This is a genomic window from Paracoccus marcusii (assembly GCF_028621715.1).
Taxonomy (GTDB): domain Bacteria; phylum Pseudomonadota; class Alphaproteobacteria; order Rhodobacterales; family Rhodobacteraceae; genus Paracoccus; species Paracoccus marcusii.
Window position 1 is genome coordinate 617,691 of record NZ_CP117466.1, and the last position, 26,497, is coordinate 644,187.

Sequence of the window (26,497 nt, forward strand, 5' to 3'; positions counted from 1 at the left end):
CCTTGCATCCAGTTGGTGTCGGGCAGGCGGGCGCGAAAGGGCGTCGGGCCTGCGGCGGTCCGGGGGGTTATCGGCCCACCAAGCAAAACTGTCAACTATTGGAAACGCGGTGATGCCTTGTGCCGCCGATGCGGCGGGGCCACAGTCGCGCCATGACATCACCCCCCCGCATCCCCGCCCTGATCCTTGCCGGAGGCCGCGCGACCCGCATGGGCGGCGGTGACAAGCCCCTGATGGCGCTGGCCGGGCGGCCGATGCTGGCGCATGTGCTGGACCGCCTGCGCCCGCAGGCCGGGCCGCTGGCGCTGAACGCCAACGGCGATCCGGCGCGCTTTGCCCGGTTCGGTCTGCCCGTGCTGCCCGACAGTCTGCCCGACCGCCCCGGGCCGTTGGCGGGGGTGCTGGTGGCGATGGATTGGGCGCGGGACCTGGGGGCCGCACATGTGCTGACCGTGCCGGGCGATTCTCCCTTTCTGCCACCGGACCTGGTGGCGCGGCTGTGGGCGGCGCGGGGGCCCATGGGGCTTGCGCTGGCGGCGGGCGACGATCCGCAGGGGCCGCGCGATCATCCGACCTTCGGGCTGTGGCCCGTGGCGCTGCGCGACGATCTGGCCGCGACGCTGGCCGCGGATCAGCGCCGCGTCCGCCGCTTTGCCGAACGCCATCAGCCGGGGCGTGCGGTCTGGCCGGACGCGGTCTTTGCCAACATCAACACCCCCGCCGACCTGGCCCGGGCCGAGGCGCGTCTTGCCGCGCTTTGACCGGATCGTGGTCCTGGACTGGTCGGCGGCGGGACGCCCGACACGAGGGGCCGATTCGATCTGGATCGGCGACGACCGCGGCCTGCTGGCCAACCCGCCGACCCGGATGGAGGCCCACCACCTGCTGCAGGGATTGGCCGAACCGGGAACCCGGCTGTTGATCGGGGCGGATTTCGCCTTTGGCCATCCGTCGGGGCTGGCGCGCCAGATCACCGGGCGGGCCGATGCGCTGGCGCTGTGGGACCACCTGGACGCGCAGCACAGCGACGACGCGCGCAACTGCAGCAACTATCGTGATGTGGCGGCGGGGCTGAACCGGGCGCTGGATGCGCCGGTCTTCTGGGGGGACGGGCGGCGGCTGCCCACGCCGGACCTGCCGCGGCTGAGGCCCCCGCCCCATCCCGACCTGAAACCGCACCGCGTGACGGAAACCCCGGCTCCCGGAGGCCCGCGCCCAAAATCGCCCTTTCAACTGGCCGGCGCGGGTGCGGTCGGCGCGCAGAGCCTGACGGGCATCCCCTGGCTGAACCGCCTGCGCCAGCGGGCGGGCACGGCGGTCTGGCCGTTCCAGCCATGGCAGGACGCGGAACTGGTGCTGGCCGAGGTCTATCCCTCGATGCTGGGGCGGCTGGATGTTGCGGGCTGGCCCTGCCTGGATGCGGCACAGGTGGGGCTGCTGGCCCGCACCTTGCGCGCGCTGGACGACCGCGACGCGCTGATGCCGATGCTGGCCCCCGACCCCCGCATCACCGATCTGGCGGCCGAGGGGCAGATCCTGGGGTTCGGCCATGACGCGGCCCTGCGCGCGGCGATGCCCCGGACGGGCGACGGGCCGATGCCCTAGGCCGGCGGCGCGGTGGACCGGCCGACGACCAGTTCGGCCTCCAGCAGCTCCTGCACCGGATCACCGGGACCGCCGGTGATCCGGTCGATCAGCAGTGCCGCACAGCGCGCCCCTGCCACCCGCACCGGCGACCGCATGGCGCTGAACACCGGCACCGCATCGCGGTTCGCGTAATAGGATAGGTCGTCATCGAAGGTCAGCACCGACACGTCGCGGCCCAGGACCAGCCCCCGCTCTTCGATCGCCTGGCGCACGCCGGTTGCGATCATCGTGGCCGCGCACAGGAACGCGGTCGGCGCCTCGGGGCCCGCCAGCAGCGCGCGGGCCTGGGCATAGCCATAGGCGGCCGTCATCTCTCCGGTGGTCATCAGCGCGGGCCGCGGCGCATGGCCCGCATCGCGCAGCGCGCGCAGGTATCCGTCGCGGCGGCGGCGCGCGAAATCCAGCCGTTCGTCCCCGTTCAGCAGCGCGATGCGCAGATGACCAAGCTGCAGCAGGAACCCCGTCCCGCGTTCAAAGGCTCGCAGGTTGTTCACGTCCACCCAGCTGTAGGGACCGTCATGCCCGGTCACCCGCCCATGCACGACATAAGGCAGTCCGATCCGATCCAGCAGCGCGGGGCGCGGGTCGTCATGGCGCGGGAACTGCACGATCACGCCCCCGATCAGACCTTTGGACGACAGCGCGCGATAGGCGTCGGGCTGATCCTCCTCGGGGACGACGGTCAGGTTGATTTCGAACCGGCGGCGGGCGCATTCCTCGCCGACCCCGGCCAGGAAATCGGCATAGATCGGGTTCACGATCTCGTTCCGGCCGCCGATGGGGATCACGCAGCCGATGGTGCTGGCATGGCCCATCGCCAGAAAGCGCGCATGGGCGTTGGGCTGATAGCCGTGCTGGCGGGCGGCGGCGACAAGGCGGGCGCGGGTCGCCTCGTTCACCTCGGGGTGGCCGTTCAGGGCACGGCTGACCGTGGTCGCGGACATGCCCACCAGCTTGGCGAAATCCTTGAGCTTCATCGTCTGCACGGGCCATCGGGCTGCGGCGCGGTGTCGCGCCGGGATGCGGGGGCCCTATCCATGGCGCGAACGCGCGCCCATGGCAACCGCCGCGCCACCCTGCACGTTGACAAACGCGCACAACGCGCCAACCTGCACCCCGCGCCCCAGCAGAAAGCCCTGCCCATGCCGAACCGCACCCTTGCCCTTCTGGTCCTGCTGGCGGCGGTGGGCTTTGCCGTTTCTCCGCTGCTGTTCCCGGGCTTTGCGGGCTACGATCCCGACCGCTTTCCGATTCCCCAGCCCGACCCGCCGATCCAGCCCGCGGGCTGGGCCTTCTCGATCTGGGGACTGATCTATCTGTGGCTGATCGCCGGCGCCGCCTTCGGCCTGTGGCGCCGTGCCGACGACGAGGGCTGGCTGCCGCTGCGGGCGCCGCTGCTGGTCAGCCTGGTCATCGGGTTCTTCTGGTTGCCGGTAGCGCAGCGCCTGCCGGGGCTGGCCACGCTGATGATCATCGCGATGCTGGTCAGCGCCATCGTCGCGATGATCTGGGCCGGTCGCCGCGACCGCTGGCTGGAGGGGCGGCCCATCGCGCTTTACGCGGGCTGGTTGACGGCGGCGTCGGGCGTGTCGGTGGGGATCTGGCTGGGCGGTCACGGCTGGCTGTCGGCCCAGACCGCCGCGATCCTATGCCTGATCGCGGTCAGCGCGCTGGCGCTGGCGGTCCAGTCACTGCGTCCGCGCGAATGGGCCTATTCCGCGGCCGTGATCTGGGCGCTGGCCGGGATCGTCGTCGCCAACTGGGGCGCCGGAAACTGGCCCGTGATCCTGATCGCGACCCTTGGCGCCGCCGCGCTGGCGGGTCGCCTTGCCACCGCCCGATGAGTTGACCCGCACCCAAGGAGAAAGCCCATGAGACGCCGCCTTTTCCTGTCCCTTGCCACCGCCCTGCCCGCCCTGGGCCTGACCCGCGCGCGGGCAGAGGACGTGCCGCATTTCACCTTTCCGTCCGTCGACGGGGGCAGCTATGACACCGCGCAGTGGCGCGGCAGCCCGGTTCTGGTCGTCAACACCGCGTCGATGTGCGGCTTTGCGGGCCAGCTGGCCGACATGCAGGCGCTGCACGATGCCTATGCCCCACGCGGTCTGGTGGTGCTGGCCGTGCCGTCGGACGATTTCAACCAAGAACTGGCCAGCGGGGCCGAGGCCAAGGAATATTGCGAGCTGCAATACGGCCTGACCCTGCCGATGACCGACATCCTGCACGTGGCCAAGGGGGACGTGCACCCGTTCTATGCCTGGGCGCGGGCCCAGACGGGGTTCGTGCCGCAGTGGAACTTCAACAAGGTGCTGCTGGACCCGCAGGGCCGCATCGCGGGCACCTGGGGGTCGTTCGTCAAGCCGGGCGGGCGTCAGATCATGGGCGCCGCGTCGCCCTATCTGACCTGATCACCACGGCACCCGCGCGCCCTTCCAGTCCCAGAAGCTGCCGGTATCGTCGGTCGTCAGCCCGTCGATCACCGCCAGCAACGCCTCGGCGCTGCGGTCGGGGGTGATGGTTGGATAGCGGGAGGCGTATTTCGCGGTCAGCGGCGTCTCGACCGTGCCCGGATGCAGTGCAACCAGGATCGCGTGACGGTTCCGGCGGCGGTATTCGATGGATGCGGTGCGGATGATCTGGTTCTGCGCCGCCTTGGCTGCGCGATAGCCGATCCAGCCGCCCAGATCGTTATCGCCGATCGAGCCCACGCGCGCCGACAGCGACGCGAACACCGCCCGCCGGTCCCGCGCCAGCAGCGGACCAAAGGCCTGGATCGCCAGCGCGACCCCGGTGGCGTTCAGCGCGAACTGTCGTGCCATGGCGTCCGCATCGACCGCGTCCAGCGACTTTTCCGGCTGGTTCCCGTCGATGACCAGCGCGCCCGTCGTGTTCACGATCAGGTCAAAGGACTGCCCCGCCAGCCGCGCGGCGTGTTCCGCGACCGTTCCGGGCCGTGTCAGGTCCATCCCGTCGGCTGATCGCGACAGGCCCGTGACCTGCGCCCCCTGCGCCTCCAACCGCGCGGACAGCGCCCGCCCGATGCCGCCCGTCGCCCCCAGGATCAGCGCGCGCGTCACGATTTCACCTCCTCATAGGCCGTCAGGGCGCGGGCACGGCCCTCGGCCAGCGAGATCCGCGGCATGGCACGTTTCGTCAGGTCCAGATCCCAGGCCCGCGGAATGGCCGCCGCGAATTCCCGCGCGCCGGGCGCGTCGGGGCGCATCCAGTGGTCCTGGTACTGGTTCTTGCCGTCGAACTTCTCGGCCTGCGTCTCCGGATTGAAGATCCGGAAATAGGGCGAGGCATCCGGCCCGCAGCCCGCCACCCATTGCCAGTTCATGGCGTTCGACGCCGCGTCCCAATCGGCCAGGCAATGTTCGAACCACGCAAGCCCCACGCGCCAGTCGGTCAGCAGATGTTTCGTCAGATAGCTGGCGGTGATCATCCGCACGCGGTTGTGCATCCGCCCCGTGACGTACAGCTCTCTCATCCCGGCATCGACGATGGGCACGCCGGTGCGGCCCCGCCGCCAGGCCTCGGCGTCGTCATTGTCGGCGCGCCAGGGAAAGTCGTTCCACTCCTTGCGCCAGCAGCTGCGGTCCATGTCGGGCGTCTCGAACATCAGCTCGCGCGCGAACTCGCGCCAGCAGACCTCGGACAGGAACGGCTCGATCCCCGGAATGCCCTGCTCGAACTCTCCGCGGCAGCGCGACCAGATGCGCCGGGCGCTGATCTCTCCGACGGCCAGCGCATCGGACAGGCCCGACGTGGCTTGGGGACGCCAGGGATGGTTGCGGTCCTGCTTGTAGCCTGCGACGTCGCCCGACATGAACTCCTCCAGCCGGGCATGGGCCTCCTCCTCTCCGGCGCGGACATGGGCGGCCATGACATCCCAGCCCCGGTCCATCGCAGCGCGGGCCTCGGGCCAGTCGGTGCCGTCGCTGTCGGGCCAGGCATCGGGTGCGGACAGCGACGGTGGCGCCAGGGGCGGCGCGATGTCCACCTGGCGCACCGCCTTCCAGAACGGAGAGAAGACCTTGTAGACCCCGCCCGACCCGGTCAGCACCGACCCCCGCGGCACCAGATCGGCCAGGTCGTGCAGATGCAGCCGCGCCCCGCCGCGTTCCACCACCTCTGCCAGCCCGTCGTCTGAGGCGAAGGGAAACCCCACCGTCGTGTGCACCGCATCGGCCCCGGTTTCCTGCAGGACCTGTTCCAGCACCTTGGCCGGATCACCCCGCCGCACGATCAGCCGGCTGCCGATCTTGCGCAGCGCGTGGTCCAGCGGCCCCAGCGCCATCGCCTGGCGCTGCGCGCTGGCGGGCCGGTCGCTTGCCTCGCGCGGGTCCAGGATCACCAGCGGGATCACCGCGCCCGCGGCGGCGGCCGCGACCAGCGCCGGGTGGTCGTCCAGCCGCAGAACCCGCCTGAACCAACAGATGACCGTCATCGCATTCTCCCTTGATGCCCGGATGATCACGCGCCAGCGGCGATATGGTTTCATCGCCCGTGCCGCGGGCAAAGAAAACGCGCGGCATTGTCACACCGGGCCGGGGTGGTATAGCTGAAACCCCGCCCGCCCATAAGGCCCACAGCCCTTGTCCGATCCCAGCTTTCCCCCCGGCTTCGTCTCGCTTGTCTCGGCGGGTCCGGGCGATCCCGACCTGCTGACGCTGAAGGCCGCGCGCAGGCTGGCCCATGCCGACGTGGTGCTGTTCGACGACCTGGCATCGGGACCGGTGCTGGACCATGCGGGTCCGCAGGCCGACCTGATCGCCGTGGGCAAGCGCGCGGGTCGCCCGTCGGCCAAGCAGGACGCCGTGAACGCACTGATCGTGCAGCATGCGCAGGCCGGGCGCCGCGTCGTGCGCCTGAAGTCGGGCGACAGCGGCATCTTCGGCCGGCTGGAGGAGGAACTGGTGGCCCTGACCGCCGCCGGCATCCCGTGGGAGATCGTGCCCGGCGTCACCTCGGCCAGTGCCGCGGCGGCGGCGATGGGCATGCCGCTGACCCGGCGCCTGACCGCGCGGCGGGTGCAGTTCGTGACCGGTGCCGACATCACCGGCCAGCTGCCCGGCGACATCAACTGGGCCGCCCTGGCCGACCCGCTGACCACGACCGTGGTGTTCATGGGCCAGCGCAGCTTTCCCAAGATGGCGCAGGGGCTGATCGACCACGGCCTGCCCCCCGACACCCCCGCCCTGCTGGCCGAGGCCGTTGGCCATCCCGGCCAGCGCCTGCTGCCCGGAACGGTGGCGTCGCTGGCCGATCTTCTGTCGCGCGACGGGCCGGCCAGCCAGCCGGGGCTGATCCTCTATGGGCCGCTGGCGCTGCCCGCCTGAGGGTTCCCGCCCCGGCGCGGGCCTTTGCCTAAAATGCACGTCAAGCAAGACTGGCCAGGCGGCGCGGTTAAGACCATCTTAACAACTGCCCCCTGTTCCCGGCGCCGATGGCCGGACAACCCGCAGTATTGCCATGATCGTGTATCGCCACGTGACGACCTTTGGCGTCACGGAACAACGCTGGCTGTCCAATCTGACCGACCTCGAGATCGTCGAGGCCGACGGCCGCCTGCTGCTGGTGGCGGCGAACCAGGTCCGGGGCGGGATCAGCACCTATGCGATCAGCGACCCCGCGGCCCCCATCACCATGCTGCGCACCCGCCCCTATCTGGCCGACTTCACCTATCAGGGACCGCCGCAGATCACCGCGATCCACATGGGCGGCGACACGCTGATCCACGTGGGCCAGATGGGTGGGGCCAGCAACCTGGGCGTGACGCTGCGCGGTGACATCGGGGCGATGTCGACCTTTGGCTGGCTGTTCGGCACCAGCCTGGGTCCGCAGGTGACGGCCCTGGGCCAGGTGGACACGGGCCAGGCGCAGGTGCTGTATTCGGCGCAGGGCGGCGGGCTGACGCTGACTACCCACCGGATGGGCGCGGACGGCGCGCTGGTGCGGGCAGGCCAGGCCACCATCGCCACCCCGGCGGGCACGACCGACGCGAACCTGGACAAGATCACCGATGTCAGCGTGGACGGGCAGCGGATCCTGATCTCGATCTCGGGGAACGGGAACTTCATCGCGACGCATCTGGTGTCGGCGTCGGGCGCGCTGACGCCGGGCATGGTGCACGGGGCGGACCGCGGCACCGGCTATGACGTGCCATCCGACGTGGACGCGGTGCAGTTCGGCGGCCGCACCTATGTGGTGATGGCGGCGACGGGGTCCGGGACGCTGACCGTGTTCCGCCTGACCGCCGACGGGCGGTTGACCACCGTCGATCACGTCCTGGACGAGGGGTCGACCCGGTTCCAGAACGCCACCGCGCTGGAGACCGTGGTCCTGGGCGGGCGGGCCTTCGTCTTTGCAGGCGGGGCCGATGACGGGATCAGCGTGTTCACCATGCTGCCCGACGGGCGGCTGCTGCACCTGACCACCATCATCGACACCGACGCGATGACCCTGGCCGATGTCACCGACATCGAGGCGCGGGTGATCGACGGTCGCATCCTGCTGTTCGTCGGTTCCGGGACCGAGACGGGCGTGACGCAACTGGTCTTCGAGCCCGGCCCGATCGGGGCCACGGCCACTGCGGGGGCGAGCACCGCGCGTGGCGGCACCGGGGGCGACCTGCTGGTCGCCGGCGCCGCCACCACCCGGATCGAGGGGGGCGACGGCAACGACATCCTGGTCGCGGGCGCGGCCCCGGTGACCCTGGTAGGCGGCGCGGGGGCCGACATCTTCGTGCCGTCGCGGGTGACCGGGCGGATCACCATCCTGGACTATGACCCCGCGGTGGACCGGCTGGACATGTCGATGCTGGGCAACATCCGCAGTGTCTGGCAACTGCGCTTCATCCCCACGGCGAACGGGGTGATGATCATCTATGGCGACACCATCCTGGACATCACCACCCGCACCGGGCGCGGCCTGACCGCGGCCGATTTCTCGAACGCGCTGTTCCCGGTGGGCCACTATCTGGCGCCCGAGACCGACCCCGTGGTGACGCCCCCCGTGCCGCCCCCCTCGACCGAGGCGCTGTGGATCTTCGGTACGGCGGACGCCAATCACCTGATCGGCGGGGCCCGGCGCGAACAGATCATGGCCGGGGCGGGCAACGACACCGTCTCCGGCGGCGCGGGCGACGACACCTTGCGCGGAGAGGCGGGCAACGACTATCTGCGCGGCGGCGACGGCCATGACAGCCTGCATGGCGGCCCGGGCCGCGACACGCTGTTCGGGGATGCGGGCGACGACCTGCTGCACGGCGACGATGACGACGACCTGCTCTATGGCGGCGACGGAACGGACACGCTGCATGGCGATTCGGGCAACGACACGCTGTATGGCGGATCAGGCAACGATCGGCTGTCGGGGGGCGACGGCAACGACGTGCTGTCCGGAGAGGCGGGCAACGACTGGCTGGAGGATCTGTCCGGCAACAACCGCCTTCTGGGCGGGAACGGTGATGACACGCTGATCGCCGGGGCCGGGATCGACTACCTGGACGGCGGCGCAGGCCATGACAGCCTGCAGGCGGGCGATGGGCGCGACACGCTTCTGGGCGGGGATGGCGACGATCGGCTGTTCGGCGATGGCGGCGATGACCTGCTGATCGGCGGGGTGGGCAACGACCACCTGGAGGGGGGCGACGGCACAGACCGCCTGTCAGGCGGCACCGGCCGCGACACCCTGCTGGGCGGGGTCGGCGACGATGTCCTGGAGGGAAACGAGGATGACGACCAGCTCGACGGCGGCGAGGGCAACGACACGCTGTTCGGCGGGACGGGGGGCGACCGCCTGCTGGGCGGTGCCGGGCATGACGTGCTGTGGGGCGGTGACGGCAATGACATGCTGTGGGGCGGCGATGACCAGGACACGTTGTGGGGCGGCTGGGGCTGGGACACGCTGTACGGCGATGGCGGCAACGACGTCCTGAACGGCGAGGGCGGCAATGACATGCTGTTCGGCGGCATGGGCGACGACCGCCTGTTCGGCGGATCCGGCAACGACCGCCTGTTCGGAGAGGACGGCAACGACCTGTTGATCTCGATGGTCGGATGGAACGTGCTGGACGGCGGCACGGGCAATGACACGCTGACCGCGGGGATCGGGCGCGACCGCCTGATCGGCGGTGTTGGCAATGACGTCCTGCAGGGCGGAGCGGGCGACGACACGCTGGATGGCGGGGCGGGCAACGACCGCATGAACGGCGGCCCCGGGCATGACCGCATGTTCGGCGGCACGGGGTTCGACCTGCTGATGGGGGGCGGCGGCAACAACGTCATGTCCGGCGGCATGGGCAACGACACCCTGCTGGGCGGCGGCGGCAACGACTGGATGAACGGCGATCTGGGCAATGACATCCTTCGCGGCGGGGCCGGCAACGACCGCATGTCCGGCGGCGCGGGGGCAGACCGCCTGTTCGGAGAGGCCGGCAACGACCGCATGTTCGGGGATGCCGGCGACGACGTCATGGATGGCGGCATTGGGGCGGACTGGCTGGTCGGCGGGCTGGGCAACGACCGCCTGAACGGCGGCTGGCACAACGACACGCTGGACGGGGGTGTGGGCAATGACTGGCTGTCCGGGGGGCCGGGCAACGACCTGCTGCGCGGTGGTCCAGGGGCGGACCGGATGCTGGGCGGGCCGGGCAACGACGTGCTGGTCGGCGGGACGGGCGGCGATGTGATGCAGGGCGGCATGGGGCGCGACACGTTCCGGTTCTTCGGCGCGATGGACAGCCCGCGCCGTGCCCCCGACCTGATCACCGATTTCCGAACGGGCGAGGATCTGCTGGACCTGCGCGCGATGAACCTGACCTATGCCGGATCGGGCGGGCATCAGGGCCAGCGATCCCTGCGGTGGGAGCATGTGGGCCAGCAGACGCACCTGCTGATCGACGTGAACGGCGACCGACAGGCCGACATGCTGATCCGGCTGGACGGTCGGCTGTCGCTGGACGGCGACGACTTCCTGCTCTAGCGCGCCAGCCGCGCCGCGGCCCAGGACGCGGCCTCGGCCACGACCGGATCGGCGTCCCCGGTCAGTCCCCGCGCCACGGGTGCCAGTGCGGCATCGCCGGAATTGCCGATCGCGTACAGCACGTTCCGGACAAAGCGGTCGCGCCCGATCCGCTTGATCGGCGACCCCGAAAACCGCGCCCGGAACGCCGCGTCGTCCAGTCCCGCCAGCTCCGCCAGCGGCGGCGCATCGATGATCCCGCGATAGCGCATCTCGGAGCCTGCCTGCGCGAACTTGTTCCACGGACAGACCGCCAGGCAGTCGTCGCAGCCATAGATCCGGTTGCCCATCAGCGCCCGCAGGTCGGGGTCCACCGGCCCCTTGTGCTCGATCGTCAGGTAGGAGATGCAGCGCCGCGCATCCAGCTGATAGGGCGCAGGAAAGGCCCCGGTCGGACAGACGTCCAGACAGGTGCGACAGGACCCGCAATGACTGACCTGCGGCGCGTCCGGTGGCAGCGGCATGGTCGTGAAGATCGCGCCCAGAAAGAACCAGCTGCCCAGATCGCGCGACAAAAGGTTGGTGTGCTTGCCTTGCCAGCCCAGGCCCGCGGCCTGCGCCAGGGGCTTTTCCATCACCGGCGCGGTGTCGACAAAGACCTTGATCTGGTGCCCCGACTCGGGCGCCGTTTCCAGCAGCCAGCGCCCCAACCGCTTCAGCCGCTTCTTGACCAGGTCGTGATAATCGCGCCCCTGCGCATAGACGCTGACAGCGGCGCGGTCGCGCTGATCCAGCACCGCCAGCGGATCGCCCTCGGGGGTGTACAGCTCGGCCAGCATCACCACCGACCGCGCCTCGGGCCACAGCGCCGCCGGATCGCCGCGCCAGCCCATGCGTTCGGCCATCCAGCCCATCTGCCCGTGCCGCCCCTGGGCCACGAAATCCGTCAGCCGCCCGGCCAGCTCCGGCACGCCGTCCGGGCGCATGACGCCCATCGCGGCAAATCCCACCGCGCGCGCCTCGGCCTGCATCCGGGTCTTCTGCTTTGCCCAAATACCCCGGGGGGGATCGCCGTCAGGCGATGGGGGGCTGCCCCCCCCGCCCTCAGCCGAAGTCAAGCTCGGCATAATGCGGAGCGGGATGGATGCCCGGCACCTGGTCAGCCAGGACCGACCGGAACGCGGGGCGGGACTTGATGGTCGCATACCAGTCGCGCAGACCCTCGGACCGGTCCCAATCCACGTCCGAGATGTAATCCAGGCACGAGAAATGCGCGGCCGCCGTAAAATCCGCCAGGCTCAGCGTGTTGCCCGCCAGCCAGCGCCGCGTCTCCAGCAGGGACGACAGATAGTCGATGTGGTCCTTGACCGCGCGCAGCCCGTCCTTGACCACGCGGCTGTCGGGATACCCCGACCGGGTGATCTTCTTCCAGACGCGCTCGTTCAGGATGGGCTGGGTGACCTCGGTATGGAACTTGTCGTCGAACCAGGCACACAGGCGGCGCACCTCGTGGCGCTCCAGCGGGGTCTGCGGCATCAGCGACGGGGCGGGCACCGCCTCGTCCAGGTATTCGATGATCGCCTGGCTTTCCGCCAGCAGGTTGCCGCGATAGCGCAGCACCGGCAGCTTGCCCGCCGGATTGCGGCGCTTCAGATCGGGCGATCCCTCCCAGTACCGCTCCTCGACCAGTTCGACCTCGATCTTTTTCTCGGCCAGAACCAGCCGCACCTTGCGGCAGAACGGGGACAGGGCGGTGTGGTACAGTCGCGTGGTCTGCGTGTTGGTGTTCATGGCTGCTCGAGACCTTCTTCTTATTGTCGCAACGCCCCGTTGATACGCCCCGACCCCGCCGCTTTCAACCGCAGCCCTCAGAAGCAGGCGGCCCGCCCGTCCCGCGCGATCGTCTCCGCCCCGTCCAGGATGGCCCGCGACCGCGCCGACGGCCCCGACGGGCTGCGCTGGCGCGGGTTGGGCAGGACGGCGGCCAGGCGCGCGGCCTGCACCGGGGTCAGCCGGTCGGGGGTGGTGCCGAAATGGTCGCGCGCCGCGGCATGGATGCCGAAGATGCCCGGCCCGAATTCGGCCAGGTTCAGATAGACTTCAAGAATGCGGGCCTTGGACCACAAGGCCTCGATCTGCGGCGTCAGGATCGTTTCGGCGGCCTTGCGCGGCCAGCTGCGCGTCTGCCACAGGAACGCGTTCTTGGCGGTCTGCTGGGTGATCGTGGACGCCCCCCGCGACGACCCCGACGCGACCACCTTGCGGATCTCGACCATGTCGAAACCCCAGTGACTGCAGAAATTCGCGTCCTCGGCCGCGACCACCGAGCGGCGCATCACGGGGGCGATGTCCGCCAGCCGCGTCCATTCGCGCGGGGTCAACGGGTGCTGACGCGCGGCGCCGACCATCGTCCAGGTAAGCGGCGGGTTCACGACGCCATAGATCGCCACCGACCCCAGCATCACCAGCACCGCCCGCAGCGCCAGAAAGCGCAGCCAGAACATCGGCCTGCCGCGCCTGCGGGCGGATCGGGCCGGTTCGGTCTTGGAGGGGTGGGCGCGGCGCAGGATCATGCCCGCATGTCTCATGGTGCGGCGCTTTGCGTCAAGCGCACCTTGCCAGCCGCGCGGCCCCGCGCCACGCTGCCCGCGAACAACCGCCCCGAGGATGCCATGCCCCGACATGCCGCGCCGATCCTGCCCCTGCTGCTGGCCCTTGCCGCCCCCGCGCTGGCACAGCCGATGCTGTCCCTGCCGCTGGCGCCCGATGCCACCATGACCAGCGTCACGCATGATTGCGACGACGGGCGTCAGGTGGCGGTGACCTATGTGACGTCGGGGGACGATGCCTTGGCGCTGGTCACGCTGGAGGACGGCCCGCGGATCTTCGTCAACGTGATCGCGGCATCGGGCGCGCGCTATGTCTCCGGGGCGCTGGAATGGTGGACCAAGGGCGACCAAGTGACGTTCACCGACGCCATGTCGGACGCGGACCCCGTCACCTGTACCGCCCGGCCCTGAAACGCAGCACGGCCCCGCAAGGGGGCCGCGCCGGATGTCATTCCGCGGGAACCGCGCGGGTCTGGTCCACCGCCTCGATGGGGTGGGACAGGTGCTGCAGCATCTCCTTGGGGCAGACCTGCAGGAAGTTGCCCTTCTCGCGGTCCCAGTTCGACAGGATCTCGTCGGCGCGACGCGATCCGGTCTCCTTGAGGTGCCGTTCGATCAGGCCCTTCAGCTGATCCTCCCAGTGGTCCTGGGTCACGGCGCACATCACCAGCGTTTCCGGGTTGATGTAATCACGCGCCAGCCCCTCGGGGTCGTACAGATAGGCCATCCCCCCGGTCATGCCCGCGCCGAAGTTCGCGCCGATCCGGCCCAGAATGACGGCCACGCCGCCGGTCATGTATTCGCAGCCGTTCGACCCGCAGCCCTCGATCACCACGCTTGCACCGCTGTTGCGGACCGCAAAGCGTTCGCCCGCCCGGCCCGCCGCGAACAGATGCCCGTTCGTCGCGCCGTAGAGGACCGTGTTGCCGATGATCGTGTTGTCGGCCGCGACCAGCGGGCTGGCCATCGGCGGCCGCACCACGATGGTGCCGCCCGACAGACCCTTGCCGACATAGTCGTTGGCATCACCCGAGACCTCGATCTTCAGCCCCGGGGCCGCGAAGGCGCCAAGCGACTGCCCGGCGCTGCCGGTCAGGCGGATCGTCAGGTGGTCGGGCTGCAGGTTGTTGCGCATCCCGAACTTCTGCACGATCAGCGACGACGTGCGCGTCCCGATGGTGCGGTGGGTGTTGCGGACCGCATAGGACAGCTGCATCTTCTCGCCGTCCTCGAAGAAACGGGCGGCGTCCTTGACGATCTCGGCGTCCAGCGTGTCCAGCACGGCATTGCGCGGCTTGGTGCGGTCATAGACGATCTTGTCCGCCCCATCGACGGTGATCAGCAGCGGGTTCAGGTCCAGATCGTCCAGGTTCGCCGCACCCCGGCTGACTTGGGTCAGCAGATCGGCCCGCCCGATGATCTCGTCGATCGAGCGCGCCCCGATGGATGCCAGGATCTCGCGCACCTCCTGGGCATAGAAGGTGATCAGGTTCACCACCTTGTCCGCCGACCCGGTGAACATGGCGCGCAGCTTCTCGTCCTGGGTGCAGACGCCCACCGGGCAGGTGTTCGACTGGCACTGGCGGACCATGATGCAACCCATCGCGATCAGCGCGGCGGTACCGATGCCGTATTCCTCGGCGCCCATCATCGCCGCCATGACGATGTCGCGGCCCGTGCGCAGACCGCCATCGGTGCGCAGCGTCACCCGCTCGCGCAGGCGGTTCATGGCCAGGACCTGATGCGCCTCGGTCAGGCCCATCTCCCACGGAAGACCCGCGAACTTGATCGACGTGGCGGGCGAGGCGCCCGTGCCGCCGTTATGGCCGCTGATCAGGATCACGTCGGCCTTGGCCTTGGCCACGCCCGCCGCGATGGTACCCACGCCCGACGATGCCACCAGCTTGACGGTGATCTTGGCGCGCGGGTTGATCTGCTTGAGGTCATAGATCAGCTGCGCCAGATCCTCGATGGAATAGATGTCGTGGTGCGGCGGCGGGCTGATCAGCGTCACGCCCGGCGTCGAGTGACGCAGACGCGCGATCAGCTTGGTGACCTTCATGCCGGGCAGCTGGCCGCCCTCGCCGGGCTTGGCACCCTGGGCAACCTTGATCTCCAGTTCCTCGCAGGCGTTCAGGTATTCGGCGGTGACACCGAAGCGGCCCGAGGCGACCTGCTTGATCTTGGCGCAGGGGTTGTCGCCGTTGGGCAGCGGGTGGCTATGCGCCGGGTCCTCTCCGCCCTCGCCCGAATCGGACTTTGCGCCGATCCGGTTCATCGCGATGTTCAGCGTCATGTGCGCCTCGGGCGACAGCGCCCCTAGCGACATGCCCGGCGTCACGAAGCGCTTGCGGATCGAGGTGATCGATTCGACCTCCTCGATCGGCACCGGCTTGCCAAAGGGCTTGATGTCCAAGAGATCGCGGATGTGGATCGGCGGGTTGGTCCGCATCGTGGCGCTGAACTGCTTCCAGATGTCATAGGACGCCTTTTCGCAGGCCACCTGCAGCAGCTTCATGGTGTTGGCTTCCCAGGCGTGCTTTTCACCCGTCCGCCGCAGCTTGTAGAAGCCGCCGACCGGCAGCATGTCCACGTTGTCGGTGCGGAAGGCGACCTGGTGCAGCGCCTCCAGCTTGGCCTGCAGCCCGTGCAGGCCGATGCCCGAGATCCGCGACTGCATGCCGGGGAAATATTCGGCGACCATGGCGCGCGACAGGCCCACCGCCTCGAAGTTCAGACCGCCGCGATAGGACGACAGGACCGAGATGCCCATCTTGGCCATGATCTTCAGCAGGCCCGCGTCGATGGCCGTGCGATAACGGCGCATGTTCTCGACCAGGGTCCCGGTCAGCAGCCCGCGCGCGATCCGGTCGTCGATCGAATCCTGCGCCAGATAGGGGTTCACCGTCGTCGCGCCGCAGCCGATCAGCACCGCAAAGTAATGCGGGTCGATGCATTCCGCCGACCGCACGTTGACCGAGCAGAAGGTCCGCAGGCCCTTGCGGGTCAGCCAGGAATGCACCGCGCTGGTCGCCAGGATCATCGGCATCGCGACCCGGCCAGGGCCCTGCGCGTCATCCGACAGCACCAGATGGCCCGCGCCCGACCGCACGGCATCCTCGGCCTCGGCGCGGATGCGTGCCAGGCCTTCGCCCAAGGCGTCCGGCCCGGCACCTTCGGCGAAGGTGCAGTCGATGACGGTGACGGTGTCGCCGAACATCTTGACCATCTCATCGTATTCGCCGTTGGCGATGAACGGGCTCTCCAGCACCACGATCTCGGTCTGGGCACTGCTTTCGTCCAGCACGTTCTTGAGGTTGCCGAAGCGTGTCTTGAGGCTCATCACCCGCGTCTCGCGCAGGCTGTCGATCGGCGGGTTCGTCACCTGGCTGAAGTTCTGGCGGAAGAAATGGCTCATCGGGCGGTACTGGTTCGACAGGACCGCGGGGGGCGTGTCGTCGCCCATCGACGCGATGGATTCCTTGGCGTCCTCGGCCATCGGGGCCAGGACATGCTCCAGATCCTCATGGGTGAACCCGGCCGCGCTCTGCCGGCGGCGCAGGGCGTCGCCCTGATACCGCACGACCTCGGGCAGGTCGCGCATGATGTCGTTCAGCTCGGTGACCTTCTCGATCCACTCGCCAAAAGGCTGGCTGCCGGCCAGGCGGTCCTTGATCTCGGTGTCGTGGTACAGCTTGCCGTCCCACATATCGACCGCGATCATCTGCCCCGGTCCCAACGCGCCCTTCTCGCGCACGCCGGTCTCCTCCACCGGCACCATGCCGACCTCGGAGCCCGCGATCAGCAGGTTGTCGCCCGTCACGACATAGCGCATCGGCCGCAGCCCGTTGCGGTCCAGGCCGCCGCAGACCCAACGCCCGTCGGTCATGGCCAGCGCCGCGGGGCCGTCCCACGGCTCCATCACCGCGTTGCAATAGGCGTACATGTCCGCCCAGGCCTTTGGCATGTCGGTGGTGGCCTTGGACCAGCTTTCCGGAACCAGCATCGTCTTGGTCATCGGCGCGGACCGCCCGGACCGCACCAGAACCTCGAACACCGCATCCAGCGCCGCCGAATCCGACGACCCGGCCGGCACGATCGGCTTGATATCCTCGGCCGCGTCGCCGAAGGCCGACGATGCCATGCGGATCTCGTGGCTGCGCAGCCAGTTCAGGTTGCCCTTCAGCGTGTTGATCTCGCCGTTATGGGCCAGCATGCGGAAAGGCTGGGCCAGCCACCATTGCGGGAAGGTGTTGGTGCTGTAACGCTGGTGATAGATCGCGAAGGCCGATTCAAACCGCTCGTCCTTCAGGTCGGGATAGAATTCGGCGACCTGCTCGGCCAGCATCATGCCCTTGTAGATGATCGACCGGCAGGACAGCGAACAGAAATACAGCTCGCGCACCTGCGCCGCGATGGCGGCCTTCTCGATGCGGCGGCGGATGATGTACAGCTCGCGCTCGAAGCGGACCTGGTCGATGTCCTTCTCGCAGCGGATCAGGATCTGCTCGATCTCGGGGCGGGTGGCGTTCGCCTTCTCGCCCAGCACGGCGGTGTTCACCGGCACATGGCGCCAGCCATAGATATAGTGCCCCATCCGCAGGACCTCGGATTCCACGATGGTCCGGCAGGCCTCCTGGGCGGCAAAGTTCGTGCGCGGCAGGAACACCTGGCCGACCGCGATCAGCTTGTTCTGATCGGGTTCGTGGCCCGTGCGGCGCACCTGGTCATAGAAGAACGGCACCGGGATCTGGACGTGGATGCCCGCGCCGTCGCCAGTCTTGCCGTCCGCATCCACCGCGCCGCGATGCCAGATGGCCTTCAGCGCGTCGATGCCGTTCTGCACGACCCGGCGGCTGGCCTTGCCGTCCAGATCGACCACGAAGCCCACGCCGCAGGACGAATGCTCGTCCTCCTCGCGGTACAGGCTGTTCTGGTCCATCCATGCGCGGCGGGCTTCTTCCTGTGCTTGCCAGTCCATGGTCATGATGCGGCCCTTTCCTGCGGGATCTGCGTCAGCAACTGATCGCAGTCGAATTGTGGGGTTGTGGAACCGAACCCGGCCTCGCCGGGAAAGGTGAACAGCACGGGGCTGTCGTCGGTCTCGGTCTTGGTGCCGGTCCAGTCGCTGCCGGTCTCGGTCCCGCCATAGAAGCGGTTGAACTCGCGGCTGATGTACTGGCTGCCCTCGCGGGTGATCAGAACCTCGCCGCCGGCGTCGCGGGTGGTCAGCCGGAAGCGGGTCCGTTCCAGTGCCTGGCCATCGATCGTGACGGTCTCTCCGGTCAGGGTGTCGGCGCCCTGGTGGTGCAGGCGCTGGCCGTCATCGGTCTGGGTCCAGAAATCGAAATCATCGCGCCCCGTGGCCAGCAGCTCGCTGAAGCTGGCATGGTCCTCGGCCTCCTCGACCAGCCGGTCGACCAGGCCGGACGACATGCTCTGGCTCTCGATCCAGCGCGTCTCGGCGTCGATGGTGGACAGGTGGTACAGCCCCTCGCGCCCGAAATGGGCGCTGTGCTGATAGCCTTGGGGATCGGCACTGCAGGTATAGTACTGGCTGACGGTGCAGCTGCGGTTCTGCACCGTGACGTTCAGCGTGCAGCCCGCGGGCGGCGTGAAGCTGGCCGCCCCCGCCTGCCCCGCCGCCAGCATCCCGCCCGCCAGCACCAGACGCGTCAACAGGCCCGACATGATCCCGACAGCGGGGACGGCCCGCGCCGCCGCTGCCTTGTGCCGCCGTCCGCACGCTGCACGCCCCGTGTCATGGTGGTGCGCCATCGCCCTGCCCCTATTCGGCGGCGATGCGGGCATCGCCCGTCAGGAAGGTCGCGATCGCGTCCGCGGCCTCGCGCCCGTCGCGGATCGCCCAGACGACCAGGCTGGCGCCGCGCACGATGTCGCCCACCGCGAACACGCCAGGGATCGAGGTCTGGTGCGTCTGGAAGTTCGCCTTGATGGTGCCCCACCGCGTGACCTCCAGCCCGTCCACGCCCCATAGCTTGGGCAGGTCCTCGGGTTCGAATCCCAGGGCCTTGATGACCAGGTCGGCGGGTTCGTCGTAATCGGCGCCCTCGATCAGCTCGGGCGACTGGCGGCCGGTAACGTCGGGCTGACCCAGGCGCATCTTCTGGATGCGCACCGAGGCGATCTGCGGCAGACCGTCGACGTCACGCTCCTGCGCCTCGGCGGCGATGCCGGTCACGTGGCCCGCAAAGGCGCCGGGGGCCGACAGCCAGACGAACTCGACACCCTCCTCCTCGGCGTTCTGCACCTCGCGCTGGCTCCCCGGCATGTTGGCGCGGTCGCGCCGGTAAAGGCACTTGACCGACTGCGCGCCCTGGCGGATGGCCGTGCGCACGCAATCCATGGCCGTGTCGCCGCCGCCGATGACGACGACGCGCTTGCCCTTGGCGTTCAGCTCTCCGTCGTCGAAATCGGGAACATCGTCGCCGAACTCGACCTTGTTCGAGGCGGTCAGATAGTCGATCGCGCGGACGATCCCGCCGTGATCGGCGTTGTCCAGGTCCAGGTCGCGGGTCTTGTAGACGCCCGTGGCGATCAGCACCGCGTCGTGCTTGCCGCGGATCGCGTCAAAGCTGATGTCCTCGCCCACGTTGCAGTTCAGCACGAACTCGACGCCGCTGTCCGCCAGCAGCTGGTTGCGGCGCATCACCACGTCCTTCTCCAGCTTGAAGCCGGGGATGCCATAGGTCATCAACCCGCCCGCGCGGTCATAGCGGTCATAGATCGTGACCTGGAACCCCTGCTTGCGCAGCATGTCCGCCGCGGCCAGGCCGCCCGGCCCGGCTCCGATGATGCCGACCGATTCGGCACGCTCCTGCGCGGGCTTGAAGGGCTGGACCCAGCCGTTGTCCCAGGCGGTGTCGGTGATGTACTTCTCGACCGCGCCGATGGTGACGGTGCCGTGGCCCGACTGCTCGATCACGCAGTTGCCCTCGCACAGGCGGTCCTGGGGACAGATGCGGCCGCAGATCTCGGGGAAGGTGTTGGTGGCCTGGCTGACGCGATAGGCCTCCTCCAGGCGACCCTCGGCGGTCAGACGCAGCCAGTCGGGGATGTTGTTGTGCAACGGGCAATGCGACTGGCAATAGGGCACGCCGCACTGGCTGCAGCGGCTGGACTGTTCGGCGGCCTTGGCTGCGGCGAATTCGCGATAGATCTCGTGGAAATCCTCGCTGCGGTCGGCAGCGGCGCGTTTTTCGGGCATCTCGCGCGGGGTCGAGACGAATGTCAGCATCTTCTGCGTGGCCATGGCTGCGCTACCTTCCCTGAAAGGACTTCGGCAACCGCAATAAACCAAGGCTTTTGCGATGAAAAGTCAGCAGTACTGACCTAATAGCCACTTTTTCGGTGCGCGGGCCAAGTTTTTGTCCGCACACCCGTGATATTAGGTCAGCATTGCTTACATACCCAGTGCAAGTGCCAGCAACGCAAGGCTTCCGACGATGATGCGCCACCATGCGAACAGCCCGTATCCGTGCTGGGACACGTAACCAAGCAGCCAGCGCACCACCACGACGGCGGCCAGAAAGGCGGTGATGAAGCCCACGGCGATGTCGTTGATCGCGCCCGCATCCAGCACCGCGCGATTCTGCCACAGGTCCAGGCTGAAGGCGCCCAGCATCGTGGGCATCGCCAAGAAGAACGAGAATTCGGCGGCCGACCGCTTGTCCGCGCCCATCAGCAGGGCACCGACGATGGTGGCCCCCGACCGCGACACGCCGGGGATCATGGCAAGGCACTGGAACAGGCCGATGCGGAAGGCCATCGACAAAGGAATATCCTCGGCCCGGGTATAGCGGGGGGTGGCGGCGCGGCGGTCGACCCACAGCAGGACGAAGCCGCCCAGGACCAGCATGACCGCGACCAGCATCGGCGTCTCGAACAGCACCGTCTTGATGAAGCCGTGCGCCATCGCGCCGATCACCGCCGCCGGGGCAAAGGCCAGCAGGACGGCGCCGATGAACCGCCGGGCGACCGGATCGTGGGGCGCGTCGCGCACCACCTGCACCAGCCGGGCGGCGTAAAGGCCCAGGATCGCCAGCAGGGCGCCCAGCTGGATCAGCACCTCGAAGGACCGGGCGGGCGAATCGAAGCCCAGGAAATGACCGGCCAGCAGCAGGTGGCCCGTCGACGACACCGGAATGAACTCGGTCAGGCCCTCGAGAACCCCGAGGGCGGCGGCGACGATCGTGTTGTGATCCATCAGTGCTCGCGCAGGTTCTTGGCCGACCGTTTAATCGAATCGTACTGGCCCGACGGGCGGAAGCGCACCAGATAGTCGTCCAGGACGGACCCGGCCGCCGTGGGCACGATGCCCAGATCCGCGAAACCGCGGGCGCCGGGCGTGACGACGTTGTCCTTGCGCAGCAGGGCCAGCTGGTCGCGGCTCAGCGGGCTGGTGAACAGGCCGCCGGTGACCGCCTGCGCCACGCCCATCGCGGCCGATGCCAGTCGCGCGATCGGGAACGGCAGGTTCACCACCGCGCGGCGGCGATGGACGGCGGACAGCACCTGCCCCACGATCTGGCGCGTGGTCAGGATCTCGGGGCCGCCCAGCTCATAGATGCCGGGGGCGGCGGCGCCGGTGGCGCCCATCACCGCCGCGCGGGCGACGTCGCCCACGAATACCGGCTGCATCCGGGTGTTGCCGCCCACGATGGGCATCACCGGCCCCATCCGCGACATGCCCGCAAAGCGATTGTAGAAATTGTCGTCGGCACCGAAGATCACCGACGGGCGCAGCACGACCGCATCGGGACGCGCGGCCAGCACCGCGGCCTCGCCCCGCGATTTCGACGCGATGTACGTGCTGTCCGATTCGGGATCGATCCCCAGGCCCGAGATGTGGACCAGCCGCGCGACGCCCATCTCCGCCGACAGGCGGGCGATGTTGTCGGCGCCGGTCTCGAACACGGTCTTGAAGGTGCTCTTGCCCTGCGCGTTCAGGATGTTGACGCAGTTGATCGCGGCATCCGCCCCGGTCAGGGCAGCCCGGACGGAGTTTTCGTCGCGGATGTTGCACATCACGGGGACGACCTGCCCGACCGCGCCATAGGTGCGGGTGAACAGCGCCTCGTCGGGGCGGCGGACGGCTATGCGGACGCGCCAGCCCTCCTTGGCCATCAGCCGGGCCACCTGCCGGCCGACAAAGCCCGATCCGCCAAAGATCGTGACCAGTTTCGCCATGGGCGTCTCGCCTCCCTCTGATAGGCCGAATGTCGCGTGATCCTTACCCCCGACGCGCGTTCCGGGCAAGGCTGCGCAGGGTCGCGGGCAGCTTCGCGCACCGCCTTGGCAGGTCTTGGCAAAAAACTGTCGAAAAACTTTCACGACCCCCATTGACGCCCCCCCGCACTCGCTTTAATCAGCCGCTCATACCACCTGCCCAGGTGGCGGAATTGGTAGACGCGCACGGTTCAGGTCCGTGTGCCGCAAGGTGTGGAGGTTCGAGTCCTCTCCTGGGCACCAAAAACAAAACCCCCGAAAACCTCGTGTTTTCGGGGGTTTTGCTTGTCCGGCGGGACGATCCGACCTTGGGGCTTTTCATTTCCGCGTCGGTCGCGTTCCCTCTGGCGAAACATGGGGACGTGATGAGCTTGTATCTGGGGATCGACGGGGGCGGCACGGGCTGCCGGGCAGCCATTGCCGATGCGGCGGGCCGCGTGCTGGGCCGCGGTCAGGGCGGGCCGGCAAACATCAATTCCGATCCATTCGGCGCGGTGACCAGCGTGCTGGCCGCGGCGACGGCGGCGATGGCTCAGGCCGGCGCCTCGCCTGCGGACCTGACCGCGGTGCTGGGCTTGGCCGGGGGCGGCATGCAGGACGCGGCCCGCGCGATGCAGGCGCGCCTGCCCTTCGCGCGCAGCCTGGTGGTGAACGATGCCGTCACCGCCGCGCGTGGCGCGCTTGGCGCGGATGACGGCATCCTGGTCGCGGTCGGCACCGGGTCGGTGCTGGCGGTCCAGCGCGGCGGCCAGCTGCGCCAGATTGGGGGGCGCGGCTTTCTGATGGGGGACGAGGGCAGCGGTGCCGTCCTGGGCCGCACCCTGCTGGCGCGGGCGATGCGGGCGGGAGACGGGCTGGTTCCGGACACGCCCCTGCTGTCCGCTCTGCGCGACGAATTCGGCGGGTTCGAGGGGATCATCGCCTTCGGCACCGGCGCCGCGCCCGCGCGCTTTGCGGAACTGGCCCCGCGCCTGGTCGCCTCGGACGATCCCGCGGCCCGTGCGATTCTGGACCAGGCGGTGGCCCAGATCGGCGACGCGGTGCGCGTGCTGCAGGATGGCGACCGCCTGCCGGTGGTCTGCACCGGCGGGCTGGGCCCCTTCTATGCCACGGCGCTGGCGGCGGACTGGCCCGTCGTTCCCGCCCGCGGCACAGGCGTGGATGGTGCGCTGGACATGGCACGGGCCTGGGCGCCATGACCCTGCAGACCTTGGCCGCCACCACCCTGTTCGACGGCGCGCAGCTGCTGGACGACATGGCGGTGATGCTGCGCGACGGGGTGATCGAGGCCATCGTGCCGCGCCCGGAAGGCGTGGTTCCGATGCCCGGCATCCTGGCCCCCGGTTTCGTCGACCTTCAGGTGAACGGCGGCGCCGGGCTGATGGTCGGCGCAGGAACCGACGCCGCAGCCTTGGCACGCATCTGCGCGGTGCATCGTGATCTGGGCTGCGCGGGCATCCTGCCGACGCTGATCACCGACGGACCCGAGGTTACGGCGCGCGTGCTGGCCGCCGGGATCGCCGCCGCCCGCGTCGACACGCCGGGCTTTCTGGGCCTGCACCTGGAGGGGCCGCATCTGGACCCGCGCCGCGCCGGGGCGCATGACGCAGCCCTGATCCGCCCGATGACCGATGCCGACATGGCCGTCCTGATCGCCGCCCGCGCGGACCTGCCCGCGCTGATGGTGACCCTTGCCCCCGAGGCCGCCACCCCCGCCCAGATCGCCGCCCTGACCGCGGCGGGGATCATCGTCAGCCTTGGCCACAGCGACTGCACGCTTGATCAGGCGCAGGCGGCCTTTGCGGCGGGGGCGCGCTGCGCCACGCATCTGTTCAACGCCATGAGCCCGCTTGGCCACCGCCAGCCCGGCCTGGTCGGCGCGGTCCTGTCGGGCGATGCGCAGGCCGGGATCATCGCGGACGGCACCCATGTCGACCCGGCGGCGCTGCGCATCGCACTGCGCGCACGGCCTGGGGGGTTGTTCCTGATCAGCGACTGCATGGCGGTCGCGGGCACCACGCTGACCGAATTTCCATTGCAGGGCCGTCGCATCCTGCGGCGCGACGGGCGGCTGACGCTGGCGGACGGCACGCTGGCCGGCGCGGATCTGCGGCTGGACCGCGCGGTGCGCGTCGCGGTGGCGGCGGGCGCGGACCCGGCGCAGGCGCTGGCGATGGCGACGTCGGTCCCGGCCGGCCTGATCGGCGCCAAGGCCGGGCGCATCGCGCCGGGCCGCGCCGCGGACCTGATCCTGCTGGACGCGGACCTGCACCTGACCGGCATCCGCGACGGCGCGGGCTGGCGCGCGCCCCGGGCCTAGCTGCCGCGCAACCGGCTTTCGATCAGCAGCCCTTCGTCCTGCAGGATCGGATGGGCGACCGAGACCGCATGGGCATTGATCCGCTTGAGGTCGCGCAGCAGGTCCAGATGCAGGGATGAGGTCTCGCGGCTTTCGGTCTGGCCTTCGCGCAGGCGGATCAGGTGGCGTTGCGCGGACTGGCGTTCCAGGTTGCGGATGGTGACCTTCTGCTCCATCAGGCGGCGGGCCATGTCGCGGTCGCGCGTCATGAACACCGTCTGCGCCATGCGCAGGTTCTCCTGCGTCAGCAGGAACAGCGCGTCCAGTTCGCGGAACCCCTCGCCCGAAAAGCGCAGGCCCAGGCCGATCTTCTTGGCCACCTCGGGGGACAGGCCCCGGTCGATGATGTCGCCGATATGTTCCAGGTTGATGACGTAATCCAGGATGTCGATGGCCTGCCGACGCTCGGCCTCGGTCGCGTCGCCGGTCAGGCGCGACAGATAGTTCTTGACCTGCTGCTGTCGCCGGTCGACCTGATCCTCGATCGCGCGGACCTCGGCCAGGGGGGCGGGATCGTGCTTGCGGAACGCCGCGCGGGTCTGGGCCAGCATCCGCTCGACGCTGTCGCCGATGTCCAGAACCTCGCGCCGGGCGCCGGTCAGGGCCAGAGGCGGCGCGTCCAGAACCTGCACATCCAGCCAGCGCGGCGCGGTCGAGGCCGCATGCGCGTCCTGCGGCATCAGCACCGCCACCAGACGGCAGACCAGCCCGTTGAAGGGCCAGATCAACGCCGCCAGCGCCAGGTTGAACGCCAGGTGGGCGCTGACCGCCAAGGGCCCCACGGCCAGGGGCATGGCATTCAGCGCGTCCGCCGCCAGCCCCGCCAGCGGCAGCGCGATCAGGCAGCCGATGGCGCGCACCGTCAGGTTACCCAGCAGCACCCGCCGCGCGGCGATGTCCAGCGTGGCCCCCGCCAGCACCGGTGCCATCGCGCCGCCCAGGTTCGCGCCCAGCACCATGACCACCGTCAGGTCGGGCGGCAGCACCAGCGATCCGATCAGCAGCACCGCCGCCAGCGATGACGAACACAAAAGTGCGATTCCCGCCGCAAAGGCCAGGGCCACGGGCCAGGCCTGATCCAGCATCGGCAGGAAGGCGGCCATCTGCGGCGAGGCGCGCAGCGGCGCGGTCGCCTGATCCAGCAACGTCAGCGACACCAGCATCAGCCCCACGCCGATCAGCGCCGTGCCCACCCCCGACGTCACCGTCGTGCCCCGGCGGCGCAGGCCGTAACCCAGCAGCACCAGGACCGGCGCAACCGCGGTGATGTCGGTCGACACGATCACCGCCGTCATCGCCGTGCCGACATTCGCGCCCAGCAACACGATCTGCGCGCGGCGGGTGGCGATCATCTCTCGCTGGACGAAGGACGCGGTCAGCAGGGCGGTGGCCGTCGACGATTGCAGACCCAAGGTGGCGACAAGCCCCGATGCGAAGGCCCGCAGCCCCGTGCGCGTGCCCGCGCCCAGGATCAGCTTCATCCGCAGGCCGAAGGCCTCGACCATGCCGTCGCGCACCAGTCCCAGACCGAACAGCAACAGCGCCACCGCGCCTGCCAGCTGCAGGAACCCCAGAATCGATGCCATGTGCCTCTACCATCCCTTTCCGGGCTGCCCGTGCGGGCCGTCACAGATCCGACTTGAAGCCGCCCCTTGCATCCTGTGAA

21 protein-coding genes and 1 tRNA gene are annotated in these 26,497 nt (G+C 69.4%); 10 read left to right on the forward strand and 12 right to left on the reverse strand.

Annotated features, from left to right (window positions below; all coding sequences use genetic code 11):
• Positions 1 to 152: 152 nt before the first annotated feature.
• A complete protein-coding gene (mobA, locus tag PRL19_RS03070; RefSeq protein WP_148910875.1) occupies positions 153 to 761 on the forward strand; it encodes a molybdenum cofactor guanylyltransferase MobA in 609 nt (202 codons plus the stop codon).
• A complete protein-coding gene (locus PRL19_RS03075; protein ID WP_273743829.1) occupies positions 748 to 1,605 on the forward strand; it encodes a hypothetical protein in 858 nt (285 codons plus the stop codon). The genes mobA and PRL19_RS03075 overlap by 14 nt, the downstream gene beginning before the upstream one ends.
• Here PRL19_RS03075 and PRL19_RS03080 read toward each other — a convergent pair.
• The gene (locus PRL19_RS03080; RefSeq protein WP_046001216.1) at positions 1,602 to 2,624 is read right to left on the reverse strand and encodes a LacI family DNA-binding transcriptional regulator; all 1,023 of its coding nucleotides are present in this window, start codon (positions 2,622 to 2,624) and stop codon (positions 1,602 to 1,604) included. The two genes, PRL19_RS03075 and PRL19_RS03080, sit on opposite strands and share 4 nt — an antisense overlap.
• A 60-nt stretch (positions 2,625 to 2,684) precedes the next feature.
• Here PRL19_RS03080 and PRL19_RS03085 point away from each other — a divergent pair, with 60 nt between their 5' ends.
• Positions 2,685 to 3,491 (forward strand): tryptophan-rich sensory protein, encoded by an 807-nt coding sequence (locus PRL19_RS03085; RefSeq protein ID WP_337960267.1) that lies wholly within the window; start codon positions 2,685 to 2,687, stop codon positions 3,489 to 3,491.
• 27 nt (positions 3,492 to 3,518) lie between these two features.
• Complete coding sequence (locus PRL19_RS03090) at positions 3,519 to 4,055, forward strand: glutathione peroxidase (protein ID WP_046001215.1); 537 nt, start codon at positions 3,519 to 3,521, stop codon at positions 4,053 to 4,055.
• On the opposite strand, the gene PRL19_RS03095 is transcribed toward PRL19_RS03090, so the two are convergent.
• Both PRL19_RS03095 and PRL19_RS03100 read right to left on the reverse strand, forming a co-directional pair.
• A complete protein-coding gene (locus PRL19_RS03095; RefSeq protein ID WP_273743830.1) occupies positions 4,056 to 4,724 on the reverse strand; it encodes an SDR family NAD(P)-dependent oxidoreductase in 669 nt (222 codons plus the stop codon).
• Positions 4,721 to 6,097, reverse strand: coding sequence for a cryptochrome/photolyase family protein (locus PRL19_RS03100; RefSeq protein ID WP_273743831.1), 1,377 nt, complete (start codon positions 6,095 to 6,097; stop codon positions 4,721 to 4,723). Before PRL19_RS03100 ends, PRL19_RS03095 begins: the two co-directional genes overlap by 4 nt.
• Before the next feature lie 148 nt (positions 6,098 to 6,245).
• Between PRL19_RS03100 and cobA the strand changes: the two genes are divergently transcribed.
• Both cobA and PRL19_RS03110 read left to right on the forward strand, forming a co-directional pair.
• A complete protein-coding gene (cobA, locus tag PRL19_RS03105; protein WP_046001212.1) occupies positions 6,246 to 6,989 on the forward strand; it encodes a uroporphyrinogen-III C-methyltransferase in 744 nt (247 codons plus the stop codon).
• A 133-nt stretch (positions 6,990 to 7,122) separates the two neighbouring features.
• The gene (locus PRL19_RS03110; RefSeq protein WP_273743832.1) at positions 7,123 to 10,635 is read left to right on the forward strand and encodes a calcium-binding protein; all 3,513 of its coding nucleotides are present in this window, start codon (positions 7,123 to 7,125) and stop codon (positions 10,633 to 10,635) included.
• On the opposite strand, the gene queG is transcribed toward PRL19_RS03110, so the two are convergent.
• From queG to mtgA, 3 genes are all read right to left on the reverse strand, one after another.
• Complete coding sequence (gene queG / locus PRL19_RS03115; RefSeq protein ID WP_273743833.1) at positions 10,632 to 11,645, reverse strand: tRNA epoxyqueuosine(34) reductase QueG; 1,014 nt, start codon at positions 11,643 to 11,645, stop codon at positions 10,632 to 10,634. The two genes, PRL19_RS03110 and queG, sit on opposite strands and share 4 nt — an antisense overlap.
• A 73-nt stretch (positions 11,646 to 11,718) precedes the next feature.
• Entirely contained in the window at positions 11,719 to 12,405 is a 687-nt protein-coding gene (gene fzlA, locus PRL19_RS03120) for an FtsZ-binding protein FzlA (RefSeq protein ID WP_045982541.1), read from the reverse strand.
• Between the two features lie 77 nt (positions 12,406 to 12,482).
• Positions 12,483 to 13,202, reverse strand: a complete 720-nt coding sequence (gene mtgA / locus PRL19_RS03125; protein WP_273743834.1) for a monofunctional biosynthetic peptidoglycan transglycosylase — start codon at positions 13,200 to 13,202, stop codon at positions 12,483 to 12,485.
• Between mtgA and PRL19_RS03130 the strand changes: the two genes are divergently transcribed.
• A complete protein-coding gene (locus tag PRL19_RS03130; RefSeq protein WP_273743835.1) occupies positions 13,194 to 13,634 on the forward strand; it encodes an MliC family protein in 441 nt (146 codons plus the stop codon). The two genes, mtgA and PRL19_RS03130, sit on opposite strands and share 9 nt — an antisense overlap.
• Before the next feature lie 37 nt (positions 13,635 to 13,671).
• Here PRL19_RS03130 and gltB read toward each other — a convergent pair whose 3' ends face one another.
• The 5 genes from gltB to PRL19_RS03155 form a co-directional block, all read right to left on the reverse strand.
• Complete coding sequence (gene gltB / locus PRL19_RS03135) at positions 13,672 to 18,204, reverse strand: glutamate synthase large subunit (RefSeq protein WP_273744443.1); 4,533 nt, start codon at positions 18,202 to 18,204, stop codon at positions 13,672 to 13,674.
• Between the two features lie 2 nt (positions 18,205 to 18,206).
• Positions 18,207 to 18,914, reverse strand: coding sequence for a hypothetical protein (locus PRL19_RS03140; protein ID WP_273743836.1), 708 nt, complete (start codon positions 18,912 to 18,914; stop codon positions 18,207 to 18,209).
• Between the two features lie 97 nt (positions 18,915 to 19,011).
• Positions 19,012 to 20,496, reverse strand: a complete 1,485-nt coding sequence (locus PRL19_RS03145; RefSeq protein WP_045982537.1) for an NAD(P)-dependent oxidoreductase — start codon at positions 20,494 to 20,496, stop codon at positions 19,012 to 19,014.
• Between the two features lie 150 nt (positions 20,497 to 20,646).
• The gene (locus PRL19_RS03150) at positions 20,647 to 21,450 is read right to left on the reverse strand and encodes an undecaprenyl-diphosphate phosphatase (protein WP_420704408.1); all 804 of its coding nucleotides are present in this window, start codon (positions 21,448 to 21,450) and stop codon (positions 20,647 to 20,649) included.
• A complete protein-coding gene (locus tag PRL19_RS03155; RefSeq protein WP_045982535.1) occupies positions 21,450 to 22,433 on the reverse strand; it encodes a complex I NDUFA9 subunit family protein in 984 nt (327 codons plus the stop codon). Before PRL19_RS03155 ends, PRL19_RS03150 begins: the two co-directional genes overlap by 1 nt.
• A gap of 197 nt (positions 22,434 to 22,630) precedes the next feature.
• On the opposite strand from PRL19_RS03155, the gene PRL19_RS03160 reads away from it, so the two are divergent.
• From PRL19_RS03160 to nagA, 3 genes are all read left to right on the forward strand, one after another.
• Positions 22,631 to 22,715: transfer RNA gene (locus tag PRL19_RS03160), tRNA-Leu, on the forward strand.
• 122 nt (positions 22,716 to 22,837) lie between these two features.
• Positions 22,838 to 23,671: a glucosamine kinase nucleotide-binding domain-containing protein gene (locus PRL19_RS03165; protein ID WP_273743837.1), complete on the forward strand. Its 834-nt coding sequence runs from the start codon at positions 22,838 to 22,840 to the stop codon at positions 23,669 to 23,671.
• Positions 23,668 to 24,792, forward strand: coding sequence for an N-acetylglucosamine-6-phosphate deacetylase (nagA, locus tag PRL19_RS03170; protein WP_273743838.1), 1,125 nt, complete (start codon positions 23,668 to 23,670; stop codon positions 24,790 to 24,792). The genes PRL19_RS03165 and nagA overlap by 4 nt, the downstream gene beginning before the upstream one ends.
• Here nagA and PRL19_RS03175 read toward each other — a convergent pair.
• Positions 24,789 to 26,417 (reverse strand): Na/Pi cotransporter family protein, encoded by a 1,629-nt coding sequence (locus tag PRL19_RS03175; protein WP_273743839.1) that lies wholly within the window; start codon positions 26,415 to 26,417, stop codon positions 24,789 to 24,791. The genes nagA and PRL19_RS03175 overlap by 4 nt on opposite strands.
• Between the last annotated feature and the right edge of the window lie 80 nt (positions 26,418 to 26,497).

Excerpts from the sequence above, each read along its gene's own strand:
- PRL19_RS03150 (WP_420704408.1), bottom strand. The coding sequence starts at position 21,450 with ATGGATCACAACACGATCGTCGCCGCCGCCCTCGGGGTTCTCGAGGGC.
- PRL19_RS03140 (WP_273743836.1), bottom strand. The coding sequence starts at position 18,914 with ATGTCGGGCCTGTTGACGCGTCTGGTGCTGGCGGGCGGGATGCTGGCG.
- PRL19_RS03145 (WP_045982537.1), bottom strand. The coding sequence starts at position 20,496 with ATGGCCACGCAGAAGATGCTGACATTCGTCTCGACCCCGCGCGAGATG.
- PRL19_RS03175 (WP_273743839.1), bottom strand. The coding sequence starts at position 26,417 with ATGGCATCGATTCTGGGGTTCCTGCAGCTGGCAGGCGCGGTGGCGCTG.
- gltB (WP_273744443.1), bottom strand. The coding sequence starts at position 18,204 with ATGGACTGGCAAGCACAGGAAGAAGCCCGCCGCGCATGGATGGACCAG.
- mtgA (WP_273743834.1), bottom strand. The coding sequence starts at position 13,202 with ATGAGACATGCGGGCATGATCCTGCGCCGCGCCCACCCCTCCAAGACC.
- PRL19_RS03110 (WP_273743832.1), top strand. The coding sequence starts at position 7,123 with ATGATCGTGTATCGCCACGTGACGACCTTTGGCGTCACGGAACAACGC.
- PRL19_RS03080 (WP_046001216.1), bottom strand. The coding sequence starts at position 2,624 with ATGAAGCTCAAGGATTTCGCCAAGCTGGTGGGCATGTCCGCGACCACG.
- fzlA (WP_045982541.1), bottom strand. The coding sequence starts at position 12,405 with ATGAACACCAACACGCAGACCACGCGACTGTACCACACCGCCCTGTCC.
- mobA (WP_148910875.1), top strand. The coding sequence starts at position 153 with ATGACATCACCCCCCCGCATCCCCGCCCTGATCCTTGCCGGAGGCCGC.
- PRL19_RS03085 (WP_337960267.1), top strand. The coding sequence starts at position 2,685 with ATGGCGCGAACGCGCGCCCATGGCAACCGCCGCGCCACCCTGCACGTT.
- PRL19_RS03165 (WP_273743837.1), top strand. The coding sequence starts at position 22,838 with ATGAGCTTGTATCTGGGGATCGACGGGGGCGGCACGGGCTGCCGGGCA.
- PRL19_RS03155 (WP_045982535.1), bottom strand. The coding sequence starts at position 22,433 with ATGGCGAAACTGGTCACGATCTTTGGCGGATCGGGCTTTGTCGGCCGG.
- PRL19_RS03090 (WP_046001215.1), top strand. The coding sequence starts at position 3,519 with ATGAGACGCCGCCTTTTCCTGTCCCTTGCCACCGCCCTGCCCGCCCTG.
- PRL19_RS03130 (WP_273743835.1), top strand. The coding sequence starts at position 13,194 with ATGTCTCATGGTGCGGCGCTTTGCGTCAAGCGCACCTTGCCAGCCGCG.
- PRL19_RS03100 (WP_273743831.1), bottom strand. The coding sequence starts at position 6,097 with ATGACGGTCATCTGTTGGTTCAGGCGGGTTCTGCGGCTGGACGACCAC.
- nagA (WP_273743838.1), top strand. The coding sequence starts at position 23,668 with ATGACCCTGCAGACCTTGGCCGCCACCACCCTGTTCGACGGCGCGCAG.
- queG (WP_273743833.1), bottom strand. The coding sequence starts at position 11,645 with ATGCAGGCCGAGGCGCGCGCGGTGGGATTTGCCGCGATGGGCGTCATG.